The organism is Chryseobacterium sp. NRRL B-14798 (genome assembly GCF_050470705.1).
In the GTDB taxonomy this organism is placed as follows: domain Bacteria; phylum Bacteroidota; class Bacteroidia; order Flavobacteriales; family Weeksellaceae; genus Chryseobacterium; species Chryseobacterium cupriresistens.
Genome location: NZ_JBFLUL010000005.1, coordinates 1394158 through 1410999, shown reverse-complemented (window position 1 = coordinate 1410999; position 16842 = coordinate 1394158). Strand labels below are relative to the sequence as shown.

At 38.2% G+C, this 16842-nt stretch carries 12 protein-coding genes; 2 read left to right on the top strand and 10 right to left on the bottom strand.

From position 1 onward, the window contains the following. Positions 1 to 6: 6 nt before the first annotated feature. The 3 genes from AB1278_RS06775 to AB1278_RS06765 are packed head-to-tail and all read right to left on the bottom strand — an operon-like array spanning position 7 to position 1795. Positions 7 to 537 (bottom strand): hypothetical protein, encoded by a 531-nt coding sequence (locus tag AB1278_RS06775; protein WP_110010174.1) that lies wholly within the window; start codon positions 535 to 537, stop codon positions 7 to 9. A 37-nt stretch (positions 538 to 574) separates the two neighbouring features. Next, positions 575 to 877, bottom strand: a complete 303-nt coding sequence (locus AB1278_RS06770; protein WP_079242769.1) for a chaperone modulator CbpM — start codon at positions 875 to 877, stop codon at positions 575 to 577. A 3-nt stretch (positions 878 to 880) separates the two neighbouring features. Continuing rightward, positions 881 to 1795 carry a DnaJ C-terminal domain-containing protein gene (locus AB1278_RS06765; RefSeq protein ID WP_429813209.1) on the bottom strand — a complete coding sequence of 305 codons (915 nt, stop codon included), beginning with the start codon at positions 1793 to 1795 and terminating at the stop codon, positions 881 to 883. A 93-nt stretch (positions 1796 to 1888) separates the two neighbouring features. Between AB1278_RS06765 and AB1278_RS06760 the strand changes: the two genes are divergently transcribed. After that, positions 1889 to 3088 carry a dicarboxylate/amino acid:cation symporter gene (locus tag AB1278_RS06760; RefSeq protein ID WP_137905907.1) on the top strand — a complete coding sequence of 400 codons (1200 nt, stop codon included), beginning with the start codon at positions 1889 to 1891 and terminating at the stop codon, positions 3086 to 3088. A gap of 18 nt (positions 3089 to 3106) precedes the next feature. Here the strand turns inward: AB1278_RS06760 and AB1278_RS06755 are convergent, their stop codons facing one another. The 3 genes from AB1278_RS06755 to AB1278_RS06745 form a co-directional block, all read right to left on the bottom strand. Next, complete coding sequence (locus AB1278_RS06755) at positions 3107 to 3490, bottom strand: DUF779 domain-containing protein (RefSeq protein WP_202838901.1); 384 nt, start codon at positions 3488 to 3490, stop codon at positions 3107 to 3109. A gap of 87 nt (positions 3491 to 3577) precedes the next feature. Beyond that, the gene (gene adhP, locus AB1278_RS06750; RefSeq protein WP_110010178.1) at positions 3578 to 4612 is read right to left on the bottom strand and encodes an alcohol dehydrogenase AdhP; all 1035 of its coding nucleotides are present in this window, start codon (positions 4610 to 4612) and stop codon (positions 3578 to 3580) included. 212 nt (positions 4613 to 4824) lie between these two features. Further along, entirely contained in the window at positions 4825 to 6354 is a 1530-nt protein-coding gene (locus AB1278_RS06745; RefSeq protein WP_343643752.1) for an aldehyde dehydrogenase family protein, read from the bottom strand. A 182-nt stretch (positions 6355 to 6536) separates the two neighbouring features. Here AB1278_RS06745 and AB1278_RS06740 point away from each other — a divergent pair, with 182 nt between their 5' ends. Continuing rightward, positions 6537 to 7463: an AraC family transcriptional regulator gene (locus AB1278_RS06740; protein WP_202838899.1), complete on the top strand. Its 927-nt coding sequence runs from the start codon at positions 6537 to 6539 to the stop codon at positions 7461 to 7463. 82 nt (positions 7464 to 7545) lie between these two features. Here AB1278_RS06740 and AB1278_RS06735 read toward each other — a convergent pair whose 3' ends face one another. The 4 genes from AB1278_RS06735 to AB1278_RS06720 form a co-directional block, all read right to left on the bottom strand. Next, on the bottom strand, positions 7546 to 8997 hold the full coding sequence (locus AB1278_RS06735; RefSeq protein ID WP_429813203.1) for a RagB/SusD family nutrient uptake outer membrane protein: 1452 nt from the start codon (positions 8995 to 8997) through the stop codon (positions 7546 to 7548). Between the two features lie 12 nt (positions 8998 to 9009). Beyond that, positions 9010 to 11850 (bottom strand): SusC/RagA family TonB-linked outer membrane protein, encoded by a 2841-nt coding sequence (locus AB1278_RS06730; RefSeq protein ID WP_429813200.1) that lies wholly within the window; start codon positions 11848 to 11850, stop codon positions 9010 to 9012. Positions 11851 to 12422: 572 nt separating this feature from the next. Beyond that, a complete protein-coding gene (locus AB1278_RS06725; protein WP_429813197.1) occupies positions 12423 to 13886 on the bottom strand; it encodes a RagB/SusD family nutrient uptake outer membrane protein in 1464 nt (487 codons plus the stop codon). Between the two features lie 14 nt (positions 13887 to 13900). Continuing rightward, positions 13901 to 16699, bottom strand: a complete 2799-nt coding sequence (locus tag AB1278_RS06720; protein WP_429813194.1) for a SusC/RagA family TonB-linked outer membrane protein — start codon at positions 16697 to 16699, stop codon at positions 13901 to 13903. Between the last annotated feature and the right edge of the window lie 143 nt (positions 16700 to 16842).

The following is a 16842-nucleotide window of genomic DNA, read 5'->3' as shown; positions in this document are numbered from 1 at the left end:
TTTTTATTAATCGGTTTTAACTTTCTCTTTCAATGTATTTTTGAGAAAGCTGTATTCTTTCTCATTCATTGATTTTCTGGGAAACATATAGCTGTATTTTCCTTCCAGAGAAATAAATTCATGAGTGCTGTCGAAATATTCAAAATCCTTCCATTCGCTGGTTTCTTTATCGCCGTCAATATTGACGGTGAAAAAGTTCTTATCCAACCTGATTTCATATACTTTACATCTTTCAAGCCCGCTTAAATAATGATTCACCTGTTTTTTCCATCTTGAAACTTTATTAACACTTACGGATAAAAAAACAGCACAAAGCAGAAATATAAAGCTTAAAAAGTATAAAATCCCTACACTTTCTTTACTTAAAAGATCTTTGAAAAGAAAAACAATAAAAACAACTACTGCTGCTGCAATGGTGGCAATCGTTTTACTTTTTGTAGTGGGTGAAAAAAGCAGACTTCCCTGATTACCGCTAAAATAAATATCTTCAAAAATCTTCCTGTCCGGCTTTAGTGTAATCACCTTTTCTTCATTCATAATTATAGAGTTTGCTTTAAAAAGCTACAAAACTAAACTAAATATCTTCATATTGATCACTTATAGCAGAAAGTTTATTCATGAGTTCTCTGTTTCTGCGGTTCAGCGCATCCAGTTTTTTCAGCATATTATGAATCACTTCAAGGCCGGGCAGGTTAATTTCGAGATCATAATGCCAGTTGGCAAATTTTTCCAGGTCAGGCAGATCTTCATACATCAGATAATGAATATTGTTTTCAATCTGAATATTCAGCAGCCCGTAATCTACAAGTTCATCAAAAAAAGTAATTTCTATATTATAGATTTTTACGAGTTCTTCCCGTGATATTCTTTCACTCATAGCTTAGGAATTTTTTAGTTGTTCAAAAAGTTCTTTCTGCTTTTCGGTAAGGTTGGTTGGCAGTTTCACTTCATAGGTTACAAAAAGATCTCCGTGTTCTCCTTCTTTTTTATAGACTGGAAAACCTTTTCCTTTAAGTCTTACCGTCATTCCGGTTTGGGTTTCCGGTTTCACTTTAAGGTTTACACTTCCATGGAGCGTATGTACTTTTACTTCTCCGCCCAGAACGGCAGTATACAAATCAATGGTGACTTTGGTTTTCAGATCATCGCCGATTCTTTCAAAATCCGGATCAGCCGGGATATTGAAGGTAATGTATAAATCTCCATTGGGTCCTCCATTTACGCCTGGATTTCCATGTCCTTTTAACTTGATCTGCTGCCCGTCATATACTCCTGCAGGAATCGTGATTCTTACTTTTTTACCATTGATTTCAAAAGTTTGCGGATGAGTAGTTGCGGCGTCCCTTAAATTTAAGTTCAGTTCAGCATGAATATCCTGTCCTTTGAACTTGCCAGAGGCTCTTCCTCTGGAACTTCTGCCAAATCCACCGCCTGCACCGCCAAACATATCCTGGAAGAAATCTGAGAAATTTTCACCTCCACCAAAGTCTGCACCGGAATAACCTCCGTTATAACTTTGTTGTTGATACTGTCTTTGCTGTTGCTGCTGGGCTTTTTCGTATTCTTCGCCGTGCTTCCAGTGTTCTCCGTACTTGTCATATTTTGATCTGTTTTCCGGATTACTCAGCACTTCGTTCGCTTCATTCAGTTCTTTGAATTTCTTTTCTGCTTCTTTGTCTCCGGGGTTGAGATCGGGATGATGTTTTCTTGCCAATTTCCGGTAGGCTTTTTTGATATCATCCTGTGTTGCGTTTTTATCTACGCCTAAAATTTTATAATAATCTATATAAGCCATAGAAATGAGGTTTACTCAAATTTATGAATTTTAGGTCTGAAAATTGTATAACAGAATGTTAAAAATAAACCTATCTTTGATAAAAAGCCATACATGAAAGATGTATTGAAAAACTACTCCGGAATCATATTTTTACTTTTAGGAATTATTGTTGGAAGCATCATAGGAATTGTTGCACCCGGTTTTGTGGAATACATTAAACCTTTGGGAGATATTTTTCTGAATCTTCTTTTTGTGAGTGTGGTTCCTCTGGTATTTTTTGCGGTTTCCAATTCTATTGCCTCTCTGGAGCAGCAATCTAAATTTGGAAAGATCATCCTTGTAATGGCCCTTACTTTCTTATTTTTTATTCTCACAGCAGCTGTTTTCACAATTTGTGCGGTCTACCTTTTTCCGGTTTCAGGGGTTTCTGGAAGTTCTGAGATTATTTCTGAAGCAGCCAATGAGGATACATGGGGCAACAGAATTGTAAGTTTCTTTACCGTGGGAGAATTCACAGAGCTTTTCTCAAGAAGGAATATGCTGGCTCTTCTGGTATTTGCTTTCCTGACAGGGTTTGCAGCCAGAAAAACAGGAGAAAAAGGACAGCCTTTCAGAGTGTTTATCGCTTCAGGATATGAAGTGATGAAAGAACTTCTTCTGCTGGTGATGAAGCTTGCTCCTATTGGTCTGGGCGCTTATTTTGCTTATCAGGTCGCTACTTTAGGGCCACAACTTTTTGGATTTTATGCTAAACCTTTAGGGTTATATTATATTGCAGGAGTTATTTATTTCCTTGTGTTCTTTTCTATCTATGCGTTTATGGCGAATGGACAAAATGGAGTCAAAAGTTTCTGGACCAATGCCATCTACCCTACTTTAACCGCCATAAGCACTTGCAGCAGTTTTGCAACAATGCCTGCTAATTTACAGGCGGCTTCCAAAATCGGGATTCCGAATTCTATTGCCAATCTGGTGATTCCTATTGGAACGACACTGCATAAAAACGGATCTTCCATGTCATCTATTATCAAGATCTACGTGGCATTCTTAATTATTGGGAAAGATTTTTTTGATCCTGCCAATCTTCTTTTAGCTTTGGGGATTACTGTTTTTGTGAGTATTGTAGCGGGAGGAATTCCTAACGGCGGGTATATTGGGGAAATGCTGATGATTTCTGTTTATAAACTACCCCAGGAAGCGATTCCTGCCGTAATGATCATCGGGACATTGGTAGATCCGTTGGCTACCGTTCTGAACGCTGTGGGAGATATTGTGGCGGCTATGTTTGTCAACCGGTTTGTCAAGGTCTGACTTTTTTGTTAAAGTACACTATTCACTACGTTTTACCGGTTCGAGGTTTTCATATTCTTCAGGAGTGAAAAGCCTGTAATGAACTTTAAATGTTTTTCCCAAGGGAGTTTCCAGTGAAAACCCACCGGGTCCGAAACCTTCTGTAACATCAAGGGTAAAATGTGAATATTTCCAGTATTCAAACAAATCGCGGTCTATCCAGAACTCATGTCCGTTAATGGTTCCTATCATGGCATCATTCATTCTGGGAAAGAAGCCTCCTTTTTCAAAACATTGCGGCTGTGTACCCTCACAACATCCTCCTGCCTGGTAAAACATCAGGGGGCCGTATTGATCTTCCAGCTTGTCAATTACTTCAAGTGCCTGCTCCGTAGCGGAAAGTCTTGATCTTTTTGTTTCCATTGTTTTTATTTTGATTTAATGTAAACCTTATATTGACAAAAGATCCCGGTACAATAAATTAACCGGGATCATCTATACATCATCAAATTAATTTGAGCCGGCAATATCCAGAACGATTCTGCCGTCAATCTGTCCTTTTTTCATTTTATCGAATACATCATTGATATCTTCCAGTTTTGCAGGAGTAACGGTGGCTTTTACCAGTCCTTCATTGGCAAAATCCAATGCTTCCTGCAAGTCTTTTCTGGTTCCTACAATAGAACCTCTCACGGTGATCCTTTTCAAAACCGTTTCAAAAATAGGGAGTTCAAAAGAGCCGGGAGGCAGGCCATTCAGAGCAATGGTACCTTTTCTTCTCAGTACATCTATTCCCTGTTTGAAAGCGATAGGTGAAACCGCAGTAATCAATGCACCATGCATTCCGCCGACTTCTTTATGCAAATATTCTCCAGGATCTGTGTTTTTTGCATTGACTACAAGGTCTGCACCTAATTTTTTCGCCAGTTCAAGCTTATCATCTGCTACATCAATAGCAGCAACATGCATTCCCATAGCTTTTGCATATTGAACTGCTACATGTCCCAGTCCACCGATTCCTGAAATGGCTACCCATTCGCCGGGTTTTGTTTCTGTTTCTTTTAATCCTTTGTAAACTGTGACTCCGGCACATAAAATTGGGGCAATTTCCAAAAAGTTAACATCAGATTTCAAATGTCCCACATATCTTGAGTCTGCAATGACGTATTCTGCAAATCCGCCATCTACACTATACCCTCCGTTTTTCTGTGCTTCACAAAGGGTTTCCCATCCTGTAATGCAATAATCGCAGCATCCGCAAGCACTGTACAGCCATGGAACTCCTACCGCATCTCCTTCTTTCACAAAAGCTTCCGGTCCGCAGGCTACCACGATCCCTACTCCTTCGTGTCCGGGGATAAGCGGCATCTTAGGTTTGGCAGGCCAGTCGCCATCCACAGCATGTAAATCTGTATGACAGACTCCACAGGCGATGACTTTAACCAGGACTTCATATCTTCCGGGTTCTCTTACAGGTACTTCTTCTATTTTCAAAGGTTGGCCGTAGCCCTGAACTACTGCCGCTTTCATTGTTTTTGGAATCATATTTTCTTTTTTGGATTGAGTTATTTAAGGTTATCAGTTTTTATCTCTGCTTCTGAACAGGTAAATTTCCCTGCGTGAGGGATAGGAAGGGCGGCGAGGAACGAGCCGGTGCGCAATGCAATGGAGCACCGAAACGAAGTGCAGCCCTGGATAGCCCGACCGTTTTGCCCTGGATAAAGCCAAGGCAATCGGGCACGTCCTAAATAATAATATTAAAAGAAACCTAGCTTATTCTTGTTATAAGAAATCAGCATGTTTTTGGTTTGGCGGTAATGGTCGAGCATCATTTTATGATTCTCTCTTCCTATTCCTGATTGTTTGTAACCTCCGAAAGGAGCTCCTGCCGGATAAGAGTGATATTGGTTTACCCATACTCTACCTGCTTCAATCTGTCTTGGAATATTGTACAGCTGGTGGGCATCTCTGGTCCATACACCTGCTCCCAGTCCGTAGATCGTATCATTGGCAATTTTCACGGCCTCTTCTTCATCTTTGAAAGTGGTAAATGCCAGCACAGGCCCGAAAATTTCTTCCTGGAAAATTCTCATTCTGTTGTTTCCTTTGAAAATGGTAGGCTGAATGTAGTAGCCGTCTTCAAGATCTTCTCCCAGGTGATTGACATCTCCACCCACCAATATTTCTGCTCCTTCATCTATTCCCAACTGGATATAGGAAAGGATTTTATCTTTCTGGATCTGCGAAGCCTGCGCTCCCATCATTACGGTTTTATCCAAAGGATTTCCTACTTTAATAGCTTTTACTCTTTCGATTACTCTTTCAATAAAGGCATCTGCAATTCCTTCCTGAACCAGTAATCTTGAAGGACATGTGCAGATTTCTCCCTGGTTAAGGGCAAAAAGAACAGCTCCTTCTATGGCTTTATCTAAAAATTCATCATCTGCATCCATTACAGAATTGAAGAAAACATTGGGTGATTTTCCTCCCAATTCCAACGTTACCGGAATAATATTTTCTGTAGCGTACTGCATTACCAGACGTCCTGTTGCAGTAGATCCTGTAAATGCTGCTTTGGCAACTTTCGGATTGGTAACGAGCGCCCTTCCAAGTTCTGCTCCAAATCCGTTAACAATATTAATAACTCCTGCCGGTAAAAGATCACCGATCAATTCCATTAAAACCATAATAGAAACAGGTGTACTTTCTGCCGGTTTCAACACGACGCAGTTTCCTGCAGCCAATGCGGGAGCCAGTTTCCATACTGCCATCAGGATCGGGAAATTCCATGGGATGATCTGTGCAATCACTCCAAGAGGTTCATGCACGATGAGGGACACGGTATCTTTGTCCAGTTCGTTATGAGATCCTTCTTCAGCGCGGATCACAGATGCAAAGTATCTGAAATGATCAATAGCTAAAGGTAGATCTGCTGCCAGTGTTTCTCTTACAGCTTTTCCGTTATCTATTGTTTCTACTGTAGCAAGGTATTCCAGGTTCTGTTCCATCCTGTCTGCAATTTTGTTCAGGATGATGCTTCTTTCTGTAGAAGAAGTATTTTTCCATGTTTGAAATGCTTTTTCAGCTGCATCTACAGCCAGTTCCAGGTCTTCTTTGGACGAGTGTGCTACCTGGGTGAAATTTTTGCCATCTACCGGGGAAACCACGTCAAAATACTGTCCTTTAACGGGTGGAGTGAATTTCCCGTCAATATAATTATCGTATCTGTTTTTAAACTCCGGGCGCTGTAAAAGCGTTGTTGATCTTGGTTCTGTAATAGTGCTCATATTAGTATTGTTTTTATTTTTCGATAACGCCAAATTACACTGAGAAGCCAGAAAGAGTATAGCACAATCGTATAAAAAAAGTGGAAAATAGTGCAAGAGGTTCAATTTTAGTATTTTATTAACAGCAACGTACACTCAAATTTTCTATATTTGAGTTACCTCTTTTTCAAAAAAATTTAGAAATGAATAACAATAGTAAGATTTTATTAAACACTCCTGAATTACGAAAGGAGAGCCAACTATTGAGTCTTGTTGAAAACCAGACGAAATTCAATCTAAACAATTGTGAGTTCAGCATTTATGAGACTCACCAGGCCGCTTTTGATGTAAAACTTCATTTTGAAAACATTGCATTTACGGCAATGCTGAGGGGTAAAAAACATATGAAACTGGATAATAAGACCAGTTACTTTGATTATTATCCGGGAGAAAGCATTCTGGTAGCCCCGGGAGAAACAATGGTGATTGATTTTCCTGAGGCGGATGAAACTCCTACCCAATGTATTTCTTTAAGCCTTAATCCTGATTTTATTGAGGATTCTCTCAACTATCTGAATTACCATCTTCCTAAAGTAGATGAAACTTCCCAATGGAACATTCAGCTTGATGAGTATTTTCTGTTTAATAATAAAGCACTTGCTTCTGCCACCAACAATATTATGAGAATTGCCATGGATGATAATTCTCAAAAAGATATCATGGCTGATTTTGCATTGAAAGAACTTCTGATAAGGCTGATGCAGACTCAGGCAAGGAGAATGGTGGAAAAGAATATTGTAAAAAATAAATCCAGGATAGGTTTTGCAGTAGATTATATTAAAAGAAACCTGCATCAGAAATTATCGATCGACAGTATTGCCAAGCTGGCTTATGTAAGTAAGTCGAATTTCTTTAAAATGTTCAAAGATGAGTTGGGAACATCTCCCAATGATTTCATTTTGCAGGAAAGAATCAGCAAAGCGAAGGAATTGCTGGCAAGCCGGACCAGCATAAAGGAAACTGCTTTTCAGACGGGATTTTCAGATACGAACTATTTTACAAGAGTATTTAAACAACTGGAAGGAGTGACTCCGAAAAGTTATCAGGATAAAATAATATTTCCTAAATAAAATGGTGAATTTGTAAAAAAAACGAGACTGTCCGCAAAAGTACAGTCCCGTTAATTTTTGATCAGCGAACTACCATAGGTCCTTATTTATAACCTTCATTTTGCTGAATAGAAGAATTAATATTAATTGCTCCCAATGGAATCGGCCATTGCCATTTGTAGCTTGAAGAAGGCAGGTTAAGTGTGGGAGCAGGAGCACCTCCTCCTGTACTTAAGGCGCCCAGAGCAGGTCTCGTCAAACCAAGTCCTAATCTCTTGAGGGTGTACCATCTGTCATCTTCTCCCATGAGTTCCAATCTTCTTTCTTTCTGAATTTCATTCCACAACGCTATCCCTGTAAGGTTTAGTGGGGTATAATCAGAATACCTTGATTTTCTAAGAATATTAAGCAATGCAAGAGCTCGGGCAGGATTAGAGGTATAAGCTGCTTCAGCACCGTTAAGGTAAACTTCTGCCGTTCTGAGGTATTTGTAATTTACAACATTTGGTAAAGATTCTCTGGTATTATATTTTATAACATTTATATAGCTTTGGCCTGAATAGGAACTTACCTGGAAATAGGTACTTTTTCTGATATCTTTAGAGGTATACATATCATAAAAATTTTTATAAACTACAAATTCAGATTTGATAGCACCTCCCACAATCTGATTATATGAAACGCCCACTGTAACCTTTTCTGCATCAGAATTCAGTATTTCAAGCAAAGTTCCGTCCTGATTGGTATTGTTCCAGACTGACGGGAAGTTATCAATTGACCCTACACTTGGCGAAAGAGCAATGGATTCTTCCGCTGTCTGAAGCGCTTTTGTATTATCTCCTCTGTAAAGATACACTCTTGAGAGTAACCCATCTATTGCAGCTTTATTAAGCCTGCCTTTCGTAAATGGTGCAGCAGTGTCATTTGTCTGTGGAATATTGATTCTTGCAAACTCCAGATCTCCTATAATTTTATCATAAACCTGAGCTACGGTCAGATCTCTCGTTACCGGACTATTGGAGGTAGTTGTCATATATGCTATTCCTAAAGAACTGTTGGCATCCGCAGACTGAGTAGGTATTTTGCAATATGCTCTTACAAGATCAAAATGAATAATTCCTCTTAGGGCTCTTGCTTCTGCCTCAACTTTCAAGGCATCTGCAGGGGAAAGGATTCCTTTACCCAGGTTTTCCAAAACAAAATTAGCTCTCGAAATTGCCTGGTATGCTGCGCTATACAGAGCTGTGGTCTGACCGTCGTCGGCACCAAATTCTAAAATCCAGGCTCTGTTATTGGATAATCTGCCTGAAGGGCTCTGAATTAAATTATCAGATGTGATATCTGCCATAATATTCTGGTTTCCACTATCGCCTGAGAAATAGCCTGTTTCTTTCATGACATCATAGATTCCGTCTAATGCCAATCTGTAATCCGAGGAGGTTTGAAATGCCTGATCAGACAATGTATTTTTACTTGAATACTGATCCAAATCTCTTTCGCAAGAAGCTGCAGTCAACAGAGAAAGGAATAATCCCGATATAATTAACTTTTTCATTTTTTTTACATTTTAAAATTCTACCTGAATACCGAACATAAACTGTCTGACAGCCGGATAACCAAATTGTGCAAATGAACCTGCCACATAGGTTTGACCAGCCTGCAGCTGACTCTCTCCGGATCCTACTGCTACCTCCGGATCTCCTTTAAAACTGGTCCACGTTAATAAATTCTGAGCCTGCACATATATTCTTAATGAGTTGAGCGGAACTTTATTGCCCAGACTTTTTTTACTGAAAGTATAGCCAATCATCAAGGTCCGGAATCTCAGATAATCTGATTTTTCCAGAAACTGGTCAGATGCTCTCAGTCCTAAAGTTGTCGGCTTCGGCAGAACATCGGTATCTCCGGGATTTTTCCAGTAATTAAATGCATCTACACTCATATTATTTTTTCTGTTGGAAGGATTCTGCAACATTTGTGACTGATAATTATAGGTATATGCACCTGTTTTGAAAGAAAAGTCTGCGAAAAGGTCAAATCCATAAGCTTCAAGGCTTAGCCCGAATCCACCAAAAAATTTTGGCAGCGGGCTTTTATCTGTGATATCTTTTTTATCCAAAGTGGCATTGTAAACATCTGTGGCTGTTCTTCCATTCACTGAATAAAAATTTTCTCCTTTATCCGGTGTAGTTCTGTCTGTATAGTATAGTGCTTTTCCATCAGCAGAATTCACTCCGGCATATTCTACCAGCCTGTAGAAATAAGGTGTTTCTCCTACCATTAAAGAAGTTTCACCTAAATTTCTCCGTGTATTTATGCCATCAAGAGAAATTATTTTAGCTCTTTGCCAGGAAGCGTTGCCTCGTAATGAGAGTTTTATATTCTCCTTTTTGATGACATCAAAGGTAAATTCTGTCTCAATTCCTTCAGTACGCATATTACCAAGGTTTTGGTATATAGAATAATTTCCCGATTCATAAGGCATAGGCAGGAGCTGGATAAAATCTTTACGGTCTGAACGGTATACTTCTGCAGCACCTCTGAATCTGCTTTTCAGAAATGCAAAATCAACTCCTAAATTGGTTGTTCTGTTGGTTTCCCATTTAATATCAGGATTTCCTATAACATCTGTAGGAATCATTGTTCCTCCTGTTCCGTAATCTCCATAAGCAACATATCCTATATTGGCATAATTGGGTATATTTCTGTCATTACCGGTTATCCCATAAGATGCCCTTAGCTTAAGATCATTAAAAAAGTTTTGGCTGAGAAAATCTTCCTTGCCGATATTCCATGCTACACTGCTGCTCCAGAAAATCCCTGATTTGTTATTGGCACCGAATTTCGAGCTTTTGTCCTGACGAATAGAAGCTGTGACTAAGTATTTTTTCTGATAATTATATTCAAAAAGGCCTAATAATGAGAACAGGGTACTTCTTATCTTATTTCCTGTAAAGGTATTTTTATCTGACGGAGTTGTATTAGAAGGTACATCAGAATTGGGATTTTTATAGTTGGTACCACTTGCTGTAATATCTTCTGTAAATTCATTGCTAAACTCTACAATACCTGTTGCACCCACATAGTGATCGTTCAACTGTTTCCTGAAATCCAACCGGTTTCCATAAATATAATTGAATGTGTAGAATGTTGATTTGGTCAGTTTGCCTAATCCGTTGGCTCCGTTGGTCGTAATATCTAACTGTGAACCTTTTTTAACATTTGTAGTATTTACCAGATTGTCATATAAAGAATTAAAGTACATTCTGTAGGACAATCCGTCATTGAATTTATACTCCCCAAATATATTTCCGGATACCCTTAATCGTTGTTCAATATCGGGCACATTTCTTAATGATTCAACCACATTTGATCCTGCTCTCAGTTTTATATTGTAGGATCCATCAGAATTATATACCGGCTCAAACGGATTGTACCTGTACATTGCACCAAACGGGCTTTGGGTATTATTTCTGTCGCGAATATTCTGAGTATTCTGGTAGGCAGCCCCCAGGTCTAATCCTACTTTTAGTCTGTCACTTAGGTTATTTTCAAAATTAAACCTTCCTGTATATCTGTCAAGACCATTTATATCACGTACAATACCATCATCTTTATCATATCCGAGAGAGTAGTAGAATTTATTTTTAGCACCTCCACCTCTTGCAGAAAGCAGATAACTCTGAAGAAAAGAAGTTCTTAAAATATCTTTTTGCCAGTTATGGTCTAGCTTCAGAAGAGCTTCTTCATCCGCAGGGGTATAAACCGGCAGCCCACCAAGCCCGAGTGCATTCATTTCTCTTTCATATTGCAGTTTTTGGGCAGAATTCATCATTTCGAAATTAAGTTCTTTATCAGAAATTTTTTCTGAAAATCCGAGCCTGCTTTCAAATGAATACTGGGTTCTGCCACTTCTACCCTTTTTTGTAGTGACAACAATCACTCCATTTGCTCCTCTTGAGCCATACTGGGCAGTTGCTGCAGCATCTTTAAGCACTACCATGCTTTCGATATCATTTCCATTAACTGCGCTGAATTGTCTGGCTGTCATATATATACCATCCACGACATATAAAGGTTCTGAACTTCCGCTAAAACCTGCTATACCTCGAATATTAATTTCAGCAGCAGCTCCCGGTTGTCCGTTTTTAGCCTGTACAAATACTCCAGAAGCACGCCCCTGCAGCATATTACCTATAGAAGTTGCGGGAGTTTGGGTTTTTAACTCGTCAGCCGTAATAACAGATTGAGCCTGGGCAATTTCATCTTTGGTCTTTTTTTGATACCCTGTTACAATAACTCCTTCGATTTCTTTCCGGATGGTATCATTTTTCGTTTTCTGTGCATACACCGTATGTCCCGAAAAGAACAAAACACCTACACTTAATGCATAAAGTTTAACATTCATATTTAACACATTTTAATATCCATAGACAAATATGTTAATAAATGCAAGCAGAAACAAACATTAAACAACTGATAAACAACAATTTAAAGTGCAATAATTTCGTTAAAAAAGCAATTTTAAAAAATCAAACAAGAAGTGATTTGAAAAAAAGTAAAAAAAATCCCGGACAACATAATATTAACACAATATTAAGAAGTTTTAAAAATTTCGTAAGGTCAGCTTTAATGCAAACAATTAACTAAAAAAATCAGTTTAAAAATGAATTGTAATAAATAAAATACTGTTTTCACCCAGGTAAAATCCATATAAAATAGTAATAAAATTATCCTTATATCACAAATACGACTCATAATTTAAAGCCAATATCATCATTTCATTGCATTCGCTTTTCAACTTTTAATTCCTGATCTTCCATAACATAAGCGAACTAACTGTCAACTTATTTCAGGACAGGACAAAAAATAAAAGCATTCCATATAATGAAATGCCTTTACTTTTAATATTAAAATATATTATTTTCGAGTATACAATTTTACTCCCATAAGAATAGGATCCCTCAAAATTAAATATGATTAATACTGATCATTCTGCTTAATATTCGGGTTTGCCTGAATAGCAGAAATAGGAATTGGCCACTGCCACTTGTAGCTTCCAGCTTCAAGAGTCTGTGCAACCGCAGGGGTACCGGTACCATCAAAAAGATCTCCTTTACCTGATCTCTGAACGGCAAGGTTTAATCTCTTCAATGTATACCATCTGTCATTTTCAAATGCAAGCTCCAGTCTTCTTTCTTTCAGGATAGCATCTAAAAGAGCCTGTCCTGTTTCTGTACCAGGTGTAAATGATGAATATCTTTCAGCTCTTAATTTATTTAATAGAACCAAAGCCTGTGCACCATTACCTGTTCTGAAATATGCTTCAGCTACATTCAATAATACTTCAGCAGATCTAAGATATTTAACCGGTACAATATTAGAAGGACCACCATTACCAGAATATTTTGTAACGTGGTTGTATTTTTGTCCGCTATATGTACCCACAGTAAAGTAAGCTCCTTTTCTAACATCATTTGATGTATAAGCTGTATATAAATCGTAATCTACAACAAATTCTGATCTTAAAGCCGGAACTGACTGGTTGTATGCAACTCCTACCGTATTTTGCTCGGCTGCAGAATTCGATATCTGGAATAATACTCCATCAGTAATTCTGGATATACCTTCGTTTTCTTTCCAGATTCTTGTAAAGTTATCCAATGTTGTGATACTTGGAGAAAGGTTTAATGCTAATTCACCATATTTGATAGTATTAACATAGTCTCCTCTATAAAGATCAATTCTGGACAATAATCCGTATATAGCTGCTTTGCTCAATCTTCCTTTATCAGCATCATTCTGAGTTATATTATCAGCAGCAAATAATAGATCTGCTGTAATTTTATCATATACCTGATCAACAGTAAGATTTCGGGATGATGTATTATTTAAAGGAGAATATGTTTCAGAATAATAAATTCCGATCGTATTTTTAGCTCCTGCAGATTGAGTTGGGATTTGGGAATACGCTCTCACAATATCAAAATGAGCTATTGCTCTTAATGCTCTTGCTTCAGCTTCCAAATTTGTTTTCTGTGTTCCGGATAATACTCCGTTATTGATATATTTCAAAACAAAATTAGCTCTGCTGATTACAAGATAAGCTGCACTAAACAAACCTGTTGTCTGTGAATTATCGGATGAGAATTCGAAGTTTGACGCCGCAAAATTGGTATTTCTTCCTGTAGTTGTACGAACCAGGTTATCAGTGGTAAGATCACCCATGATAAGTTGGTTTCCTGTATCACTCGTATAATACCCAGCTCCTTTAAGCGCTGTATAGGCACCGTCCATGGCCTGTCTGAAGGTCTCAGGTCTCGTCATTGCCTGCTCCTGATCTTCATTGATTGATGAGATTTGATCTAAATTTCTGTCACAAGACGTTAACGATACAAAGGCAGTTAACGCAGCTAAACTTATTTTTATTATATTCTTTTTCATAAAGCTATTCAATATTAAAATTCTAATTGCAATCCTACCAGGATTGTTCTGACAGCAGGATAAGTATAAAGGTTAAATGATCCGGGAACAAATAATGATGATGAGTCAGCGGATCCTACAGAAACTTCGGGTTCTCCGTGGAATTTAGTTACCGTAAATAAATTTTGCCCCTGTACATATGCTCTTAGCTTATTAATTGGCGATCCTTCTCCAAGGAATGCTTTATCAAATGTATATCCTAATGTAAGTGATCTTAATCTCAGGTAATCTGATTTTTCAATCCACTGATCAGAATCACGCATACCATTTGAGTCAACTTTCTGGAATACTCCTGTGTCTCCAGGATTTTGCCAAACCTGAGCAGCAGCCTGTGCCATATTTCTACCTGCAACAGCCAAAGTTGGATTAACAGCGGCAAAATACATGTTGTTATAAGTATATCCGCCTAGCTTAAATGCAAAATCTGCACTGAAATCAAGTCCTTTGTACTGAACTGTAGTTCCGAATCCACCAAAACTTTTTGGGAATGGAGACTTATCAGTGAGAGGAACAGCATTTGAAGCACTGTAAACATCCGTAACGTTTCCAGCTTTATCATAATATAATGCTTTTCCGTTACTTGGATCTACTCCTGCAAACCTAACATTATAGAATACATATGGAGTTTCACCTACTTTAAGATAAGTATATCCTAAATTTCTTTCTGTCTGGTCACCTGCTAGCCTGTCAAGAACAGACTTCTGGAAAGAGATGTTAGCATGTAGATTCCATTGGAAATCTTTTTGCTTTATCACATCCACACTAAGTTCAACTTCAAGTCCTTTCTGAGACATATCTCCTGCATTGATATACTGGTAGTATCCACCTTCCTGCTTATCCAAAGGTACAAGCTGTACGAAATCTTTTCTCTTATTTTTGTAAACCTCTACGGATCCGCGAATTCTTCTGTTCCACATCGTAAAATCAACTCCTAAGTTGGTAATCGCATTAGACTCCCATTTAAGATTGCTGTTACCAATAATATAATCACCTTTTGAAACTGTTCCCGGATAAGAAGTACCGTTAGCACCATATAAACCGTAGCTGATATTATTGACATTATAATAATCAGGTAAAGTACCATCATTACCTGTAGTACCGTAAGATCCTCTAAGCTTTAAATCATTAATAAACCCACCTTTCATGAAGTCTTCCTTCGCGATATTCCAGGCTGCACTTGCAGACCAGAAAATACCACTTTGGTTATTGGCACCAAATCTTGAAGAAGCATCTCTTCTCAACGATCCTGTTACCAAATATCTACCTTCATAGTCATAGTTTAACATCCCCGCTAAACTGAATAAAGTATTTCTTACTTTAACTCCAGTAAATGTATTTCTATCTGAAGGTGTAGTAATAGATGGAACATTGATTACCGGAGATTTCAATCCGTAAGCCCCTCCATTCATCGTTTCGTTGTAGTTATCGTTATATTCGATAAATCCTAAGAAATCGAAGTTGTGGCTTCCGTATGACTTTTTATAGTTAATGGAGTTGTTCCAGGTATAGTTAAATGTGTAGAATGAATTTTTGTTCAATGACCCTGTAGGAATTTTGTTGTTTAACGTTAAATCAAGGTTTGAGCCTTTCTTCAACCACTGAGTTCCCATGTACCAATCGAAAAGTCCGTTAAAGTTTGTTTTAAACTTCAGACCATCGATAATTTTATATTCTGCGAATAAAGTAACCGGGATTCTTAACCTCTGATCATCCAGTCTGTAATTACGGATCTGCTCAACAACGTTAGAACCCGCTCTCATTGTTTGATTATAGCTACCATCAGCATTATAAACCGGTTCATATGGAGCATATTTATACATGGCTCCGAATGGGTTCTGCGTATTGTTTCTGTCCATAAAATTCTGAGTTTCCTGATACTGAACCCCCAGGTTAATCCCTACGTTCAGTTTTTCACTCAGTTTATTGGTAAATCCAAAGTTACCTGTATATCTCTTAAGTCCGTCGATATCTCTGATAATCCCGTTATCAGAATCATATCCTAAAGAGTAATAGAAAGTACTCTCTCTGGAACCACCCTGGGCACTGAATAAGTAAGACTGGATGCTTGAAGGCTTCAACAGATCTTTTTGCCAGTTATGATCATAAGCAGCCAATCTATCCATTTCTTCCTGAGATCTTGGTTTAAATCCAAGGTATCCCAATTGATTTTGGAAATCCATCAACTCTCTTGAATTCATCATGGTGTAGTTATTATCCTTAAGCCTTTCACTAAAACCAAATTTAGTCTCAAATGAGTAATGAGTTTTCCCAGCTTTTCCGGCTTTAGTAGTTACTACTACTACCCCGTTTGCTCCCCTCGCACCATACTGTGCTGTAGCAGCGGCATCTTTAAGAATTGAAATAGACTCTACGTCTGCAGGGTTGATTGCACTGAACTGTCTTGCAGTCATATACATCCCGTTTACTACATAAGTAGGCTCTGAAGAACCACCAACACCGGCAATCCCTCTTACCTGGATGGTAGCAGCAGCACCTGGCTGCCCGGTAGTACTTTGTACAAATACCCCTGAAGCTCTACCCTGTAAAGAGTTACCGATAGATGTTGTAGGAGAGTTTCTTCTGATTTCATCACCACCAACAACAGCCTGAGCCTGGGTAATTTCATCTGCTTTTTTCTTCTGGTATCCAGTAACGATTACTTCATCGATCTTATTCTCCTTCAGAACAGAATCATTCTTAGATTTTTGCGCAAAAGCAGCTTGTCCCAAAAAAAACAAAGCTCCTGCACTTAATACATGTAACTTCACATTCATATTAACAGATTTTAATATATTCAAGCGACAAATATGTCGATAAATATCTATAACATCAATTCGCTGAATGCTGAAAACACGCTTCCAGAACAGAGAGATTCACATTCATCTAAAAAAAATGATGAGAAATCATTTTGAAAATA